Origin of the sequence: Acetobacter aceti NBRC 14818, from assembly GCF_000193495.2 — a bacterium.
Taxonomy (GTDB): Bacteria; Pseudomonadota; Alphaproteobacteria; order Acetobacterales; family Acetobacteraceae; genus Acetobacter; species Acetobacter aceti.
This window is the reverse complement of sequence record NZ_AP023410.1, coordinates 2,256,639-2,273,185: the sequence shown is the minus strand read 5'-3', so window position 1 is coordinate 2,273,185 and position 16,547 is coordinate 2,256,639. Positions and strand designations below refer to the sequence as shown.

At 57.1% G+C, this 16,547-nt stretch carries 13 protein-coding genes and 1 tRNA gene; 4 read left to right on the top strand and 10 right to left on the bottom strand.

The features are described from left to right. Nucleotides 1-18: 18 nt before the first annotated feature. The 10 genes from socB to mnmE all read right to left on the bottom strand — a co-directional run bounded on the left by socB (nucleotide 19) and on the right by mnmE (nucleotide 10,796). Entirely contained in the window at nucleotides 19-747 is a 729-nt protein-coding gene (socB, locus tag EMQ_RS10340) for a type VI toxin-antitoxin system SocB family DNA replication inhibitor toxin (protein ID WP_132012067.1), read from the bottom strand. Further along, the gene (gene socA, locus EMQ_RS10335) at nucleotides 677-1,288 is read right to left on the bottom strand and encodes a type VI toxin-antitoxin system SocA family antitoxin (RefSeq protein ID WP_232092247.1); all 612 of its coding nucleotides are present in this window, start codon (nucleotides 1,286-1,288) and stop codon (nucleotides 677-679) included. Before socA ends, socB begins: the two co-directional genes overlap by 71 nt. A 307-nt stretch (nucleotides 1,289-1,595) precedes the next feature. After that, nucleotides 1,596-4,034, bottom strand: a complete 2,439-nt coding sequence (locus tag EMQ_RS10330) for a helicase-related protein (RefSeq protein WP_010666863.1) — start codon at nucleotides 4,032-4,034, stop codon at nucleotides 1,596-1,598. A 177-nt stretch (nucleotides 4,035-4,211) separates the two neighbouring features. Further along, nucleotides 4,212-4,694, bottom strand: coding sequence for a DUF2501 domain-containing protein (locus EMQ_RS10325; protein ID WP_373278058.1), 483 nt, complete (start codon nucleotides 4,692-4,694; stop codon nucleotides 4,212-4,214). Between the two features lie 369 nt (nucleotides 4,695-5,063). Further along, nucleotides 5,064-5,139: transfer RNA gene (locus tag EMQ_RS10320), tRNA-Lys, on the bottom strand. Between the two features lie 85 nt (nucleotides 5,140-5,224). Next, nucleotides 5,225-6,145, bottom strand: a complete 921-nt coding sequence (locus EMQ_RS10315; RefSeq protein WP_018308046.1) for a ParB/RepB/Spo0J family partition protein — start codon at nucleotides 6,143-6,145, stop codon at nucleotides 5,225-5,227. Nucleotides 6,146-6,155: 10 nt separating this feature from the next. Then, complete coding sequence (locus tag EMQ_RS10310) at nucleotides 6,156-6,926, bottom strand: ParA family protein (RefSeq protein WP_026200085.1); 771 nt, start codon at nucleotides 6,924-6,926, stop codon at nucleotides 6,156-6,158. 64 nt (nucleotides 6,927-6,990) lie between these two features. Then, nucleotides 6,991-7,590 carry a 16S rRNA (guanine(527)-N(7))-methyltransferase RsmG gene (rsmG, locus tag EMQ_RS10305; protein ID WP_010669015.1) on the bottom strand — a complete coding sequence of 200 codons (600 nt, stop codon included), beginning with the start codon at nucleotides 7,588-7,590 and terminating at the stop codon, nucleotides 6,991-6,993. Next, nucleotides 7,587-9,449, bottom strand: a complete 1,863-nt coding sequence (gene mnmG, locus EMQ_RS10300; protein WP_010669016.1) for a tRNA uridine-5-carboxymethylaminomethyl(34) synthesis enzyme MnmG — start codon at nucleotides 9,447-9,449, stop codon at nucleotides 7,587-7,589. The genes rsmG and mnmG overlap by 4 nt, the downstream gene beginning before the upstream one ends. A 12-nt stretch (nucleotides 9,450-9,461) precedes the next feature. After that, on the bottom strand, nucleotides 9,462-10,796 hold the full coding sequence (mnmE, locus tag EMQ_RS10295) for a tRNA uridine-5-carboxymethylaminomethyl(34) synthesis GTPase MnmE (protein ID WP_010669017.1): 1,335 nt from the start codon (nucleotides 10,794-10,796) through the stop codon (nucleotides 9,462-9,464). Nucleotides 10,797-10,913: 117 nt separating this feature from the next. Between mnmE and EMQ_RS10290 the strand changes: the two genes are divergently transcribed. The 4 genes from EMQ_RS10290 to EMQ_RS10275 all read left to right on the top strand — a co-directional run bounded on the left by EMQ_RS10290 (nucleotide 10,914) and on the right by EMQ_RS10275 (nucleotide 16,490). Next, complete coding sequence (locus EMQ_RS10290) at nucleotides 10,914-11,363, top strand: methylated-DNA--[protein]-cysteine S-methyltransferase (RefSeq protein WP_010669018.1); 450 nt, start codon at nucleotides 10,914-10,916, stop codon at nucleotides 11,361-11,363. A gap of 133 nt (nucleotides 11,364-11,496) precedes the next feature. Beyond that, the gene (locus EMQ_RS10285) at nucleotides 11,497-12,396 is read left to right on the top strand and encodes a glycosyltransferase family 2 protein (RefSeq protein ID WP_026200087.1); all 900 of its coding nucleotides are present in this window, start codon (nucleotides 11,497-11,499) and stop codon (nucleotides 12,394-12,396) included. 36 nt (nucleotides 12,397-12,432) lie between these two features. After that, nucleotides 12,433-13,302, top strand: coding sequence for a glycosyltransferase family 2 protein (locus tag EMQ_RS10280; protein WP_010669242.1), 870 nt, complete (start codon nucleotides 12,433-12,435; stop codon nucleotides 13,300-13,302). Nucleotides 13,303-13,649: 347 nt separating this feature from the next. Further along, nucleotides 13,650-16,490 carry a Hint domain-containing protein gene (locus EMQ_RS10275; RefSeq protein WP_010668052.1) on the top strand — a complete coding sequence of 947 codons (2,841 nt, stop codon included), beginning with the start codon at nucleotides 13,650-13,652 and terminating at the stop codon, nucleotides 16,488-16,490. The last annotated feature ends 57 nt before the right edge of the window (nucleotides 16,491-16,547 follow it).

Here is a 16,547-nt window from a genome sequence, read left to right as displayed (position 1 = left end):
TCGTATAAAGAAGTTAAATTAGTCGAATAAACCCCCGGTTCCTGTTTTTCTTTCGAGACCTTGATCTTCCTGACGAACGCGAATCATATCATCCCATACTTCAAGAACTATCTCCTCTATTTCACTCATTGAAAGAAGAGTATGGAAATTATTTTCAATTAACTGTGTTGTGAAGCCATCTTTTAATGAACCAGACACTTGTATAATAGCTGGTGTAGTACCACTTTGATCAAGATCAGCATCCTGTTCAATAGCCACTCGTTGCTGGATGCTCATTGCTATCTGTTTGGCTTTATTTGAATTGAGACCACTTGACGAACGTAAGTCAAAAAAAGGCAATAAAGGACGTCCGTTGCTAACGGCAATTATATTGCTCCAGAATGTTGTGCGTGTACCATTCGGTAGTATTAAAGACGATAAGGTTTGATGACTGCGAAATTGTATGTCGTTGTTTTCTCTGAATTCGTATAGGGATTTCCCTTTTTTTGAATTATAAATTTTTCCTTCTTCATTTTTACCGCATGCTTTAATGATTTTATTTTCTATTAATGCCCAAGGAGGTGAGAGTAGTTCGAGTGGGAGTTGTCCTTTCGCGCATAGAATATCATTTAGCCATTTACGAAGTGGTCCATATGTAAAAGGAGGCCACCCGCTTAAAAACTTACGTATTGCTTTGTCACGCTTCTCCCCTCTTTCCAGTGCGCCTAGAGTTGCTAACTCGATATTCGGGAGGGAGGGTTTCGACATACGTGGATTCGCTGTTTTCATCGTTAAAGTCGAAAACAAACATAGAACATTCACATGAAAGAGTCACGCTATTTGGTATTTGTCTGGTAACCACATCTCCTCGTTGAAATTTTTTCCATATTGTATCCCATGCCCCTCCAGTTCGATGAGATAATCCGACCAATGTATTGGCGGGTAAGTTGCCGAAGCTAATAAGTACTTGACCAATGATCTTCTGCAGTGTGGGATCATTTGGCATCCTAAGAGGAATTGATTCACCGGTGACTATATTTGTGCCTTGAGCGCGGCCTGTAATGGGGTTACGCCCATAATCACTGAATGCTTTGTATACTGCGGGGTGAACGGGACCATATGGCCACGCTTCGAAAGTTCCTTTGACTGCCGGCTTGCCACCGCTTTCTTTAAGGTAGCGTGCATGGACAAAGAAGAGCAGCTTTTGCAGGGCCAGAGGTGTTATCGGCATGGCGTCGCCACCAAGAATATCGGCGATGTCTAACAATTTGTTCGCTACCGCACGAGGGTCGTATGGCTCATTCATCATTTCCCTCCTGCTATGGTTGTGAATGATCAAATAATTTGCCTGCCCCTAAATGGGTTTATCATTTCGGGGTTGCGGCAACGTTTAGTACAGGCTGATGAAGAAGAATAGGGTGCCCTGACAGATTGCTATGGAGATTAGTGGCCTGTCTTGAGAGATTTCTGTTCTTTTTGAGTATGTGCAATGACGCAAGAGGCCAGCTTCCACTGTCCCCATCAACCCTAAAACACCAAGTTTCCAAAGGCACCGCCTTTGGTGGGGTCCGGGGCAAAGCCCCGTCCTCACTCCCGGCACAACACTCCCCCCGACCTTACCGCCGTTCTTTCTGTTTCCGCGTCCGGCTCTGCTGCCGCAGCACACTTTCGATCCACTCGTTGAGCTTGCGGGTGGTGTCCTCGGCTGATTCCAGATCTGGATAGGTCTCCGGGAAACGCAGCGCCAGCCAGCGCCATGCGACGAGGCGCTTGTGGCGCTTCTCGGCGCGTTCAAGCTCTTCCCGGCCCGCACGGTCGGGCGCAGGGAGACGACCGGTACCAGGCGGCGGGATACGCGCTCCGGCGGCGTGGTCGGCGGCCCATCCGACAAGGCGGCTGATGCCGTTGTCGCGGTCATCGACCGGACACATGGCGTAGGTCCAGCGCTGGGTGAGATCGAGCCCTTCCACGCCTTCCAGAGCCGACGCAATGGCAAAGGGCTGCTCCATGTCCGACAGGCGATAGTTGGGGTCGTCGTGACGAAGCACGGCGCGACGGATGCGGGCCAGCACGCCGTAGAGACTGTCGGAGCCGATTTCCGTGGCGATGGCGCGGACGATGTCTGCATCCGGCTGCACGAGTGGACGCAGTTCGTCGGGTGGGACCGGATCGGCGTTGAGGTGATCACGAATGAAGCGCGGACTGCCTGCGTCGGCCAGCACGGCGACAATACCTTCTTCGTGCTTACCGTAACGGCCTGCGCGGCCTCCGATCTGCTTGACCTCCTGAATGGTCAGATCGCGGGTCTGGCGACCGTCGAACTTTCTGAGGGCCGCGAACACCACGCGACGGATGGAGAGGTTGAGCCCCATGCCGATGGCGTCGGTGGCGATCAGAATATCGGCGGCTCCCGAGTTGAAACGCTGGGCCTCGGCGCGGCGGACTTCCGGGCTGAGCGCGCCATAGACGACGGCGACGCGACGACCGCGCTCCATCAGGGCGGCGCGCAGGTCGAGCACTTCACGACGGGAGAAGGCGATCAGGGCGTCGCCTGATTTAAGCTCGTTGAGCCGGACGGGGGCTGACGCAGCTTTCAGCGGGCTTTTGCGCTGGAGGGAGATTTCGTCGATCGGGTCGCCGCAGAGTTCGGCAATACGGCGGACCATCGGGATACATTCCGGCGCGCCGAGAATGTAGAGATGCCGGGCGGGCGCACCCATGATCGCGGCGGTCCAGGCGGCGCCCCGGTCGGGGTCGAAAAGCATCTGCGCCTCATCAATGATGGCGACATCGACGGGGTTGAAGAACGGGCACATCTCCACGGTAGCGGCGAGATGCTTGCTGCCGTGCGCGACAATCCGCTCTTCACCGGTGGAGAGCGAGGCTTCCACACCACGGGCCGCCAGCGCCTCGCGGAACTCGTGGGCCAGCAGACGCAGGGGAGCGAGCGCAAGACCGCTCTCGGCTTTCGCCAGCGCGTCGAGCGCCGTGTGAGACTTGCCGCTGTTGGTCGGGCCTGTGACGAGCGTGATACGGCGATCGAGGGCGCGGGCCGTGCGGAAATGGGCGGCGTAACGGTCGAGGGCCGCCACGCGGGCGATGACCGAGTTGGCGACGTGCTTGCCGACCTTGGGCGGTTCCGGCAGCGGCGCGTCCCGTCGTCCGTCACGGTCACGTCCGCGCTTCTGTTTGCGGTCGAAGAACTCTTCATTGATCCGACGCCATTCGGGCAGGGCAGGGCGCAGGGCGATCAGTTCGTTGGGGTCGAACTCCCACAGCTCCTGCCCGTCTTTCTGGAGGATGCGGCGGGCGACGGGGATACGGTTTTCGGCGATCCAGCGCAGGGCCTCGCGGTGCGAGCAGCGCAGGATGGCGGGGACTTCCTGAAAGCGGACGAGGCTGCTTTCCCAGTCTTCGAGGCGCTTCTCCTCGCTCTCGCGGCGGGCGCGGGCCGTCTGCTGGATGGAGGCTTCCTGACGGGCGCGGGCTTCCTCGGCTTCCTGCGCGCGTCCGACAAAGCGGTCACGGTCGGAGACGTTGAAGGCATCGGCGATGGCGTCCGCCAGCCGTGCGGTCTGGGCTGCGGAGAGAACACGCCCGGTATCGAGCAGGTCGGCCTGCATGCCTGCGAGCGCTTCTCTGGGCGTATCGCCGAGCTCGTGGAAACGCGCCGCCATGACGGGCTTGAGGGCCGCGAAGAGATCGTCGTCTGTGGCGTCGGGCTTCTCGACGGTGGAGGCTGCCTGCTCCATGTCCTCGCGCGAAATCCAGATCCGTCCGTCGCGGCGGGTCTGGTCCATGAGGCGGGAGGCCCAGCGCTTGCGTCTGACGGCGCAGAGGGCGCTGATGAAGACCTCGTCGGGCACTTCCTGCGCACCGGGTGTCAGGGCGCGTCCTATGCGCCTGAGAAGGGCGGGTTCTTCCCGTGGTTCAATGGAGAGCGCCGTGCGGGTCAGAGCGGTCTGGAGAGCGGCTCTGGCAGGCGAGGTCGTCTCTGGAAGTGCAGAGGCGAGGGAGAGCGTATTGGTCGGGCGGGAGCCGCGGGGCGCATTCATGGTGCTGATTGTGCGCGATCCGCCGCACGCGAACAATAGCGGACACCGGGCGACGTGTGACGTTTTGCCGAAAAGGCGCTGTGTGGTGGTTCGGCCCATCACCACTGTCAGACACAGAAAAGCCGACTTGATCGCTCCAGCCGGCTTTCGTAAATGACGACCTTATAGGGGCAGAGCTTACTGAAGCCCTTGCCCCTTCTTTGTGAGGTCGCTGCACAGCCTGACGCGCTTGGACTTGTCGAGCGTGGAGATATCGAACGGCGTGGATGTGGCGTTCGACAGCAGACCCTGCCCACCGAGCGAGTAGTTCTGGTCGTTTTTCACGTCGGCGCGCTTTGCCAGCTTGCGCGCGACGCTGCGGGATGTCGTGCCGTTCACATATTTCTTGTGAATGCAGTAGGACAGCAGGCCTGCGACATTGCCGGGTGTGGCGTTGTCGATGGATGGCAGGCCGTTTTTACCGAGAGCACCCGGGGTTGCGGCGGTAGTCGCACCGGTAATGCCCTTCACTATCTGCACGCCTTCTGTGGGTGCGGAAGCAGCGTTGGCCGGGTTGGTCACAGGGAGAGCGCCATTCGGGGCGGTCGACAGGGTCGTGCCAGCTGGAAGCTGCTGGGCTGCGGTCTGGGCATGAGCTGCGCTGAATGAGGCGAGAGCCATGCCGAACGATGCGACAAGGGCGATATGCCGTGATGCGAACATGAAAACCTCTTACAGATAATGCGACCTGCTTTATTTATCCGGATCAGCGTATTTTCTTGTTTCTAACTGCCGGTGAAGGTCGCTGTCGTATGACCAAACATCGCAGCGCATGAAAAGTTTCATGGCGATCGAATAATCATCATCTGACAATTTTGTGTTGGTCTGCTGCCGAGGTCTGAAGACCCGGTATACCACAATATGTTGTAGAGGTTATTGTGGAGAGCGGCATATATGCCTGCCTGCGACTACAGTCGTCGCTGTTTGCTTCAGAACCCGGCTACCGCTGCCAGTTCCGGGAAATATTTCTCGAAATGTTGGGGGCAATCCTGGTGGGCGCACAAGGGCTCGAACCTTGGACCCGCTGATTAAGAGTCAGCTGCTCTACCAACTGAGCTATGCGCCCAGGATTTCCAGTTCCAGACCCGTAGGCTTGGAATAAGGCGGGCTTTTAACAGCCGTTTCGCTTTCACGCAAGAGAGGAATCGCACTTATCTGTTAAGAAGTGCGAGCAATCCATCAAGCTGGTCGAGTGTACGGTAGGAAAAGCGGAGCGTGCCGCCCTTGCCGTCAAACTGAATCTGGACCGGAAGGCCGAGTTTCGCCGTGAGATCCCGCTCCAGCATGGCGATCTCGGGGTCGCGTCGTTCCCGCGCCGGCTTCTGCTGCACGGGCTGGGAGGCGTCCTTGAGGGCTTTCTGGGCCAACGCTTCAGTCTGCCGGACGGATAGATCCCGTGCGATGACATCCTTTGCAGCCGCTACGGGGTTGGGGTGTGCCAGAAGGGCTCTGGCATGGCCCGCCGAGAGGCGGCCTTCCACGACATCCGAGCGGAGTGCTGCAGGAAGGCGCAGAAGCCGCAGGGTGTTTGTGATGTGCGGGCGGGATTTGCCGATGGCCCGTGCCAGCTCCTCCTGCGTGAGACGGTAATCCTCGATCAGACGGCTGAAACCTTCGGCTTCTTCCATCGGGTTGAGATCTGCGCGCTGGAGGTTCTCCACCAGAGCGGCGGCCATGGCGTCCGTGTCGTCAAGTTCGCGGACCAGAACCGGCACGTCATGCAGTCCCGCCTGCTGTGCCGCACGCCACCGCCGCTCACCGCCGATGATCTGGTAGGTGCCGGGCTTGTCCGGGTGCGGACGGGCCAGAAGAGGCTGAAGAATACCCCGTGCGCGGATGGATTCCGCAAGCTCACTCAGCGCTTCAGGTGCGAAGTTCTGCCGTGGCTGAAAGGGGCTGGGCTCCAGGGATTCGACGGGCAATGAAGAAACGCCGTTGCGCACCGTCTGGGGAGCCGCTGTTTCGCCTGCGTCTGTGGTGGGTGTCGGTTCCGCCGGAGCCGGCTGTTCGCCAAGCAGGGCGGCGAGTCCGCGACCAAGACGTGGACGGGCGGGGGATTTCTTCGTGCTCACGCTTGGAACCTCAGTTGCTCGTGTTTTCAAGACGCTTGCGCAGTTCAAGCGCAAGAGCCGTGTAGGACGTCGCACCGCTGGAGCGTGGGTCATAGGTCATGACAGGTGTGCCATGGCTCTGGGCTTCGGAGATGCGAATGTTGCGAGGGATGATGGTTTCCATGACAGCCTCGCCGAAGAAGCTGCGGGCATCGGCTGCGACGAGTTCGGAAAGATTGTTGCGGCGATCATACATTGTCAGGACAATACCGGTGGTCTGGAGCGCCGGATTGAACTGCTTTTTGACTTTCTCGATGGTGCGGGTCAGATGGCTGATGCCCTCCAGCGCGAAAAACTCGCATTGCAGTGGAGCGATGACGCCATCTGCGGCAACGAGCGCATTGAGAGTCAGCAGGCCGAGGCTCGGTGGGCAATCGATGATGATATAATCAGTGGAATCCGCCAGAGACTTGATGGCGGACTTCAGGCGCTGCTCACGCTCATCTTCGGTGATCAGCTCAATCTCTGCCCCGACAAGCTCCGTGCTGGCCGAGATCACACCAAGGTTTTCGATGTCGGTCTTCTGCACCAGCGCGGCGGCATCCGCCTCGCCCATGAGCAGGGTGTAGGAACCGTGTTTGCGGGCGTTATATTCCACACCGATTCCGGTTGAAGCGTTGCCCTGTGGATCGAGGTCGATCAGCACAACCCGCTGCCCGCTCTGGGCGAGGGCGGCTGCAAGATTGATGGCTGTTGTTGTCTTGCCGACGCCTCCTTTCTGGTTGGCGACAGCGAGGGTAATGGGCTGGGCCGATCCGCGTGCCGGATGCGAGGCTGGTTTCGAAGTTTTCGTATTCTTTCTGGATTCAGACACGCCTGATATCGCTTATTTTCAGAATGGTGCCGCCCGGAGTGCGGCTGGGAATATGTGTGACTGTCATGTGCCAGTCGCGCTCGGCATTGGTCAACTCATCGGCGGCCTGCTGCCCCTTCAGAAACAGCGCATAGCCTTCATCTGTGACAAGTTTTTCTGTCCAGGTGAGAAGCTGGGACAGATTTGCTAGAGCCCGCGCCGTGACGACCGGGGCGGGCGGCACGTTGGCCGCTTCGATTCTCTGATTGACGACGGTTGTCCGGCAACCGGTGGCGCGGCTGGCTTCCCGCAGAAAGGCAGCCTTGCGTCGATCTGATTCGACCAGCGTTACTTCCGCGTCAGCTGCGATAGCGATGATCAGCCCCGGAAAGCCACCACCCGAACCGAGATCGGTCACGCGGGCACCTCGCTCGATCAACGGGACGAGTTGCAGACTGTCGAGGATATGACGCTCCCATAGATGCGGCACATCGCCGGGGGAAATCAGATTGATCTTCGCCGTCCACCGGACCAGAAGATCAGCAAAACAGATCAGGCGTTCCAGCGTTTCACGTGAAACGCCGGGGATGGAGGCGGGTGGTGTAGGGGTCATGCGGCCTGCCTGATATGGGCGAGAAGGGCGACCAGAGCCGAGGGAGTGATGCCCGGAATTCTCTGGGCCGCGGCGAAGTTGGTCGGACGCACCCGTTCGAACCGTTCTTTCATCTCCGCGCTCAGGCCGCCGACCTGACTGAAGTCAAAACTTTCAGGAATGGTGACGGCAGCCTCGGCGTGAAGCTGTCTGATTTCCCGCTCCTGCCGGATCAGATAACCGCTGTAGCGGGCCTCTGTTTCCACATGCAGACGCACGCGGTGTGGCAGCTCGGCAAACCACGGGGCCAGCCGTCCGGCGATGGATGTGTCTCCGCCCGACGCCATGATTTCGAAGAGCGACCGTCTGCGGCCATCCTGCGAGGCAGTGCCGCCGGCGTGGGCAATATCTGTCGGAAGCCATGTTTCTGCCTTGGCACGTTCGGTCGCGGCCTGAAGCGCCTCGCTAATTTTCTCAAACTGGCGGGCGCGTTCCGTGCCGACACATCCGCAGGCAATGCCGAGAGGTGTAAGGCGAAGATCGGCATTGTCAGCCCGCAAAGTCAGACGATACTCCGCGCGGGAGGTGAACATGCGATACGGTTCCGAGACGCCCTGCGTCACAAGATCATCGATCATGACGCCCAGATAGGCTTCGCTCCGGCTGATGGTCAGCGCCTCGCTTCCGGCCGCTCGGCGTGCGGCATTGATGCCGGCCAGAAGGCCCTGCGCACCGGCTTCTTCATAACCGGTAGTGCCGTTGATCTGTCCGGCCATAAACAGGCCGGGGATCGCCCGAAGTTCCAACGAGTGCGAGAGGGCCCGCGGGTCAATGTAATCATACTCCACAGCGTAACCGGGGCGGACGATACGGACCTGCTCCAGTCCGGGAATGGTGCGGATCATCTGCTCCTGCACAAAGGGCGGCAGGCTGGTCGAAATGCCGTTGGGGTAGACCAGATCACCACCCGGATTGCCGGGAAGCGCTTCCGGCTCCAGAAATATCTGGTGGGACGTTTTTTCGGCAAAACGGACAACCTTGTCCTCAATGGAGGGGCAGTAGCGAGGGCCGCGTCCGGCGATGGCGCCTCCATAAACGGCCGAAAGATGAATGTGCTCACGGATGATGGCGTGAGTCTTTTCGTTGGTTGCCGTGATGCGGCAACTCACCTGTGGATTGGTGATGGTGGTCGTCAGATAAGAAAACGGTTCTGGCTCGGCATCGCCCTGATCTTCCGGAAGCGAGTCCCAGTCAATGCTGGCGCGGTCGATGCGGGCAGGGGTGCCGGTCTTGAGACGGCCCATAGGCAGGCCCAGCGCTTCGAGACGCAGGCCCAGAGCGTTGGCGGGAAGGTCGCCGACGCGTCCTGCAGGCTCGGTCTCGTGACCAAAATGAATGATGCCTCTGAGAAAGGTTCCGGCAGCGATCACGACTGAAGGTGCCAGAAAACGTCGACCATCTTCGCAAATGACCCCGCCCACAGTTTCTTCTGGTGTCAGAATCAGATCGCCGACAGCCGCCTCTATAATGGTCAGATTGTCGGTGGCGCGGAGAAGATCATGGATCGCGCTGCGATAGAGACCGCGATCAGCCTGCGCGCGCGGACCATGCACGGCAGGCCCTTTGGAGCGGTTCAGAAGTTTGAAGTGGATTCCTGCGGTGTCAGCGGCGCGACCCATCAGTCCGTCGAGCGCATCGATTTCGCGGACAAGATGGCCCTTGCCGATGCCGCCGATGGCAGGGTTGCAGGACATGGCGCCGACCGTGTCCATGCGATGGGTGAGAAGAACCGTTTTCGCCCCGCACCGGGCAGCCGCTGCGGCCGCCTCGCAGCCCGCGTGCCCGCCTCCGACGACGATGACATCGAACTGCGTTTCCATGATGCTTTCCTCTTACTTCCCGATGCAGAACTGACCGAAGATGGTATCCAGTATATCTTCAACGCCGACTTCGCCAGTCAGTCGGCCGAGTGCGCGCATGGCCAGACGCAATTCTTCGCCGCGCATTTCCGGCCAGTCCATACTGAGAGCCGCTTCCAGACTGGCCGAAGCAGCTTCCGCAGCGGCCCGATGGCGTGCGCGTGTCAGGGGCGGTGGTCCGCTTCCTTGTGTCAGTTTGAGCGCTTCACTTTCAAGCCTTTTTCGCAGTTCGGGAACGCCATCGCCTGTTTGCAGGCTGATTCCAAGAACAGGCTGCAGGCTCAGAGTGGCTGGTGCAGGAGCCAGATCGGTCTTGTTGCAGACGAGAAGCGCATGAGGAAGAGGTTCAGGATAAGGTTGGTCTGAGGGAAAAAGTTGCAGGACGAAGTCCGAATGTTCCACGTGAAACATCGCTCGCCGGACGCCTTCTGCTTCGATCGGATCGCTGGTCTCACGCAGGCCCGCTGTGTCGACGAATGTAACTTTCACTCCGGCCAGAATGGTCGTGATTTCGATTGTATCGCGTGTGGTGCCCGCAATGGGAGAGACGATTGCAGCATCGCGTTCAGCCAGCAGATTCAGAAGGCTGGACTTTCCGGCATTGGGTGGGCCGGCAATGGAAAAGACCAGCCCGCGCCGGATTCGCTCTCCGCGTTCCCCATCGGCGAGGTGGTGGCGGATCTCGTTATTAAGAGCTGCGATTTCACCCAGAAGGGCGGCTTCCACTTCCGGAGGAAGCTCTTCGTCAGGGAAGTCGATCAGGGCTTCCTGTTGCGCAAGGACGCCACGCAGTCTGTTCGCCCAGTTCTTGTAAAGCGCCCCCAGAGCGCCGTCAGCCTGAGCCAGAGCCTGCTTGCGCTGTGCTTCTGTCTCGGCTTCGATCAGATCCGCGATACCCTCGGCTTCCGTCAGGTCGACACGGCCATGCATGAATGCCCGGCGGGTGAATTCTCCGGGTTCGGCTGGGCGTGCTCCTGCTGCCACCAGAGCGTCGGCAACAGCTGAGATAATAGCCGGCCCTGCATGAAGATGAAGCTCGAAACTGTCTTCGCCGGTATAGCTGTTGGGGCCGGGCGACCAGATGACAACGGCGTCGTCCAGATGGTCTTCCTGCTGTGCTGCGTTGCGCCAGATCTTGCGAAAAGATGCCCGGCGTGGTGCGGGAAGTTGTCCGGCGAGATTACGGAGAATGTGGTCGCTGCCTGCGCCGCTGACCCGCATGATGGCGATGGCGCCACGTCCCGATCCGGTGGCGAGAGCAAAAACCGGCGGCAGGGCGTGGTGATGAGCTGATGCGTTTGACGGCATGATGTGCAGTATCTCGTCCGAAAATCTTAAGTGAATATTGACGTGAGGCGGGCTGGCGCGGACAAGAGGTAGCACGTCCTGCCCGCATGTGTGCGGTCATCTTGTCGGAGTGATTTCATGCCCCAGTTATCCCTGCACTCTCCGTTGGGGCCTCTTACGATAACGGAAGAAGACGGCGCGATCATCGCGCTGGATTGGGGCTGGGGACGTGACCAGACCGAGACGCCTCTGCTGTGCGAAGCGCGGGACTGGCTGGATCAGTGGTTTGATAAGCCGACAGGTTCGTTCCCTTATCCGATGAAACCGTGGGGGACGGATTACCAGAAAAAGGTCTGGGCTGCGCTGTGTGAGATTCCACTTGGAGAGACCAGAACCTATAAGCAGATCGCGGAAAAGGTTGGCGGGTCTGCCCGTTCCGTTGGGCAGGCTGTTGGGCGAAACCCTGTGCCGGTTCTGATTCCCTGCCATCGTGTCGTGGCTGCGCATGGATTGGGCGGCTATTCCGGTGATGGCGGTGTCGATGACAAGATGTGGCTGCTGGAGTTTGAAGGCGCGCCCTTGCCTTGAATTTTAGAGAACGCAGCCGTGTATTCTGTGTGGGAATAACCGTACGAAGCGGGTTTATTGGTTTGGATCAGATGCGCCTGAGGTGTCAGGTGGTATGTTGTCCCTTCAGATGATTTTGGAAAGAAAGCAGATCATGACGGATCTTCCGGGTGAGCCGAAAGTTATTGTCGGTTTGGCGACTTCGGGACGTGCGCCAGTTCTGGCCGCGCTCATTAGGGAACTGAACAGGCAGAGTGTAAGACCCGACAGGATTGTCATCTGCTATAAAGATCCGACTGATATAGAGGGCGTCACACCCGCGCTTGTACCGGGATGTGACCTTGTCCTGCTTCAGGGTAGTCGTGGTCTGCCGGCGCAAAGAAACGTCATTCTGGACCATGCCCGGGATGAGGATATCGTGCTGTTTCTTGATGATGATTTCTTTCCGCAGCACGATTATATCGAGAAAATGCTGGCCGTTTTCAGAAGTGACAATCGTATCGCCGGAGTGACTGGCAAGGTTCTGGAGGATGGCGCAGTCGGTCCCGGACTGACGGTGGAACATGCGCTTGCCGCGTTGGCCAGATCCTCATCGTCGCAGGACAATGCGATTGTCGATGTTTTTAATACCTACGGCTGCAACATGGCTTTCCGTCAGGATGTGATCAGACACACAGCTGCCCGTTTTGATGAGCGTCTGCCTCTGTACGCCTGGTATGAAGATATTGATTTCTCAAGGCGTATTCTGCCTTACGGCCGTATCGTCCGGGGAGATGGCGCTCAGGGTATTCATCTGGGTAGCAAAAAAGGAAAAACATCTGGCGTGCGTCTGGGATATTCCCAGATCGTCAACCCATTGTACCTCGCCCGTAAGGGGTCATATCTCTGGGGACATGCTTTCCGCAGCGCTGGACGTCATACCCTGATCAATGTCGTCAGAAGTTTTCGTCCGGAACCATGGGTCGACCGGCAGGGGCGCATGAAAGGGAATTGGCTTGCCTGGAGGGACGTATTGCGCGGACGGCTTAGACCAGAGCATATTCTGGATCTATAAGTGATTTTTTTAGATACGGAATAAACTGGTAGGTCGATGCGTTTCTCCCTTGTAATCCCGACACTCGATCGTCCTCGGGATGTGAAGGCGTTTCTGGAGGCCCTGACCCGACAGACGTTTCGTGATCTTGAAGTCATTCTCGTCGATCAGAGTGGCAGTGATATTTACGATTCTGTTGTCGCAGATTTTTCGGGAATCTGGCCGATCAGACATATCAGGATCGATGTCCGCAAATGTCGCTATGCCTGCATTGTTGGTGCGTCCCACGCGACAGGCGACATCATCGCTTTTCCAGACGATGACTGCCTTTATCTTCCGGATACACTGGAGCAGGTCGATGCCGGCTTCCGAAAGCATCCTTCACTGGGTTTGCTGACTGGTGCCGTGTTGAATCAGTATAGGCGTCCGTCACAGATGGGACGATGGCTGACGGCAAGCGCAAAACTGAATGAAAGCAACATCTGGACGGGTCTTGTGGAGTTCAACATGTTCATTCGTCGCACGGCCTATGAAGCCGTGGGCGGATTCGACGCTAACATGGGGCCCGGTTGCCGATTTGTGGCTGCTGAAGGACAGGATCTGGGACTGCGACTGCTGGCGCACGGTGTGAAAGGGTATTTTGACACGCGAATTCAGGTGATCCATCCGGATAAGCCCAGTGGTGTCAATCTGAACCGTGCCAGAAGTTATGCGAGGGGTATGGGTTACGCGCTACGCAAAAATGCCGCGCCCTGGGCCGTGCTTCTTGAGTTTGCGATCAGACCCGTCGGGGGAATTCTTTTCAATATCATGAAAGGCGACCGGAAAGCGGTACTTTACCATGCGTATGTACTGCTGGGACGCCTGGAGGGATATTATTCATCCGCAGCAAGGCAGGCCGCAAAAACGATTCATGGCCATGCCTGATCACCCAGGCTTTCCTGTCCGGAATCATCTAAAATAAAACACATTGTTTATTTTATAAGTATTTGGTTTAAATAACTATATTAATAATAAAAAAATAAAAATACACCAAATAAATATAATGTAAATATTTTTCTATATTTAAAATAAAAATCATAAAAAAACAATAGCTTACTTATACATACGTTTTTTTTACATGTTATTCGTTTGATATAAGTTAACAGTTGGTATAGGCGTCTATCGAAAAGCATCTGCAATAAATATCTTCTGTGTACATCCAGACTATTCTTCTTTGAAGGGTATGCGACGGATGTCCGGTTTCCGGCCGGCTTTCAGCAAACGAGGTCCGTATGACTACAACTTACTGGAATGGGTCAACGTCGGACGATTTTTTCGATCCCGCGAACTGGTCGAATGACGACCTCCCCCAAAGTCACACATGCCAGGCAGCCACAATTGCCGGCACCAGTGAAGCTGATCGTGCTGTCGCTGTGGCGAATGCAGTTTCCTACGGGCAGATACATTCCCTCAGCATCGGTGATTATGGCACCCTGAAGATTACGGCGCAGGCCTCTTCAACCGATGCCGGAAACGTATTCTCGACCTACGGTATGGAAATTGCTCCGACCGGCGAGCTGATCGTCGATACGTCGTCGCAGGTGGAGCTGGGCCTCTATACACAGAATCGTGGTGGTACAATCACGATCATTGATAACCCGGGCAAGGTTGTTCTTGATGGCAACAGCCTGAACGGAACCGGCACGCTCAACCTGGTCAACTCCACGCTGGGCAGTGCGGAAGCACCGATCCATATCCCTGATATGGACATCACGCTCCAGAATGGTAGCACGCTTTATACCGGCTGGAACACGACCGGAAACTCGATCACATTTGATCCGTCCTCGACCAATACGGTTGTTCTGGACGCCAATGATTCGACGATTTCGACAGCCATTTACGGCGTTTCAGAAAATTCGCAGTTTGCGATCAACGGCACTGAAGGTGTTACGCCTGCCAGCGCCAATGTGGTGGCGAATGGCGACGGCTCATACAGCTACACCATCTCCTTCACGAACGGGCACTCCCTGACGCTGTCCGATATCGTGCCGGCTGATGGATTCGTTCCCGGCTCGGTGTCTTTCAGCAAGGATGCTGCTGGCGACTGGCTGTTTACAGAGCAGAATGCCAGCACCGTTACGCCTGACTATGCGTCGACAACCCAGCATGAGCAGCTTCAGGCTGTTGTCACGCATGCTGACAGTGTGGGTTCCGGAACCGCAGCGACGACCAATGGTTACACAAACCACTCAGCTGTAGCTACGGATGCCTTCACCGGCACAGGCACGGCGGCCAATCCGGCAAGCTGGTCTGACACCAGCAACTGGTCTCAGGGCGATATCCCGCAGTCGGATAGTTGCTTCCACGCGTCTCTTTCGGGTTCAGACACTGATCCGCTTTATGTCGTTGCCGATCAGCAGAATGTGGGACAGTTCGTCAGTCTTTCGGTCAATCCGAATGCCACACTGACCATTACGGCCAATAACCCCCAGAATCCGAACAGCTACGTGTTCTCGACGGCGGGTTTCGAGGTTCGCGGTAATGGTGTGCTGAACATTGATACGCCTGCGAAGGTCGAGCTTGGTGGCGTCAGCGCCATGGACGGCACGCTGAACATCACAGGCAATGATGGAAATGTCGTTTTCGACAGTAGCCATCTTGCTGGTGGTGGCACGCTGAACCTGTCGCACTCCACGCTGGGAACGCAGGCCAACTCGGTGATGGTCGATCTGCCGCACATCAATATGACTGATGACAGCACGTTCTATGCACGTCTGTATGGCAACACGAGCACAATCAGCTTCGACAACAGCGATAACACGCTTGTTCTGGCTGGCGACACGAAGCAGGTTGATACGACTTTTGTCGGAGTCAATGCGAACACGCATTTCGCTATTGATGCAGATCTGAACACGCAACCTACGGCCGCTGTTTATACGAAAAACGATGACGGCAGCTACTCGCTGACCATCAGTCTCGATAACGGTCAGACCTACACGCTGTCGCACATCGAAACGGCTGACGGTTTTGTTCCGGGTTCTTCCACATTCTCGAAAGATGCTGCTGGCGACTGGCTGATCAACACGGTTGCGACTGATGTCTGCTTCGTTGAGGGTACGCTGATCCGCACGACACGCGGTGATGTTGCTGTTGAAGACCTGTCAGTCGGTGACGAACTGATTGTCGTCGACGCCGATGAGAGCAGCCGCCCAGTCATCTGGGTCGGATTCCAGAACGCCGTCATTCGTCCGGAACTGGATGATGTGGACGCGGGTTATCCAGTCCGTATCCTGAAGGATGCCATCGCCGAGAATGTTCCGTCCGCTGATCTGCTGGTTACAGCTGAACACGGTCTGTATCTCGAAGGTGGCTTTGTGCCGGTGCGGATGCTGGTGAACGGATCGAGCATTTTCTATGACCGGTCCGTCACGTCCTATCGCTACTTCCATGTCGAGACAGAGCGTCACAGCGTCATTTTCGCTGAGAATGTTGCCACAGAAAGCTATCTCGACACTGGTAACCGTCGTTCGTTCACCGGGGGAGCTTTGGTTTCGCTGACCTCACGTCACCTGACGTGGGCGGATGCGGCAGCCCCTCTGATCACCAGCCGTGAGACAGTGGAAGGCCTGCACCAGAGCATCGCCGCTCGCGCAATGAGCGTTCTTGGTCTGGCAGCTCCGGCGAAAGTATCTCTGACACGGAAATCAGACCTGTCGTTCCGCACGCTTTCCGGCCAGACACTGCGTCGTCTTGGCGAAAAGAACGGTGTAGTGACTGTCGAAATTCCTGAAAATGTCAGGGAAATCCGGATCTGCTCGCGTGCGGACAGACCGTCCGATATCATCGGTCCGTTTGTTGATGACCGTCGTGTGCTGGGTGTTCTGGTGGGGAGCGTGACCCTGCTGGAAGGCCGCTCCTATGGGCGCGCTATCAACAGCCATCTGGATGGTCAGTCTCATGTTGGTTGGCATGGCGTTGAAGGAAATGGTTCGGTTCGCTGGACCAATGGCGATGCCGTTCTTGATCTGGGTGAAAGAGTGCCGAATACAAAAGCACTGCTCAAAATCCAGATTGCAGCAGCTGGACCGTATCGTCTTGAGACGCATGGAAAGATGCTTCGTCTTTGTGCCTGATGGACTCTGATGACTGATTGAAAAGGGCCGTAGCGGGTTTCTGCTGCGGCCCTTTTG

Bases quoted from the DNA above. Each gene is read 5' to 3' on its own strand.
- EMQ_RS10285 (WP_026200087.1), top strand. From the start codon at position 11,497: ATGACGGATCTTCCGGGTGAGCCGAAAGTTATTGTCGGTTTGGCGACT.
- EMQ_RS10325 (WP_373278058.1), bottom strand. From the start codon at position 4,694: ATGGCTCTCGCCTCATTCAGCGCAGCTCATGCCCAGACCGCAGCCCAG.
- mnmG (WP_010669016.1), bottom strand. From the start codon at position 9,449: ATGGAAACGCAGTTCGATGTCATCGTCGTCGGAGGCGGGCACGCGGGC.
- mnmE (WP_010669017.1), bottom strand. From the start codon at position 10,796: ATGCCGTCAAACGCATCAGCTCATCACCACGCCCTGCCGCCGGTTTTT.
- EMQ_RS10275 (WP_010668052.1), top strand. From the start codon at position 13,650: ATGACTACAACTTACTGGAATGGGTCAACGTCGGACGATTTTTTCGAT.
- EMQ_RS10330 (WP_010666863.1), bottom strand. From the start codon at position 4,034: ATGAATGCGCCCCGCGGCTCCCGCCCGACCAATACGCTCTCCCTCGCC.
- EMQ_RS10290 (WP_010669018.1), top strand. From the start codon at position 10,914: ATGCCCCAGTTATCCCTGCACTCTCCGTTGGGGCCTCTTACGATAACG.
- socA (WP_232092247.1), bottom strand. From the start codon at position 1,288: ATGATGAATGAGCCATACGACCCTCGTGCGGTAGCGAACAAATTGTTA.
- rsmG (WP_010669015.1), bottom strand. From the start codon at position 7,590: ATGACCCCTACACCACCCGCCTCCATCCCCGGCGTTTCACGTGAAACG.
- socB (WP_132012067.1), bottom strand. From the start codon at position 747: ATGTCGAAACCCTCCCTCCCGAATATCGAGTTAGCAACTCTAGGCGCA.
- EMQ_RS10280 (WP_010669242.1), top strand. From the start codon at position 12,433: ATGCGTTTCTCCCTTGTAATCCCGACACTCGATCGTCCTCGGGATGTG.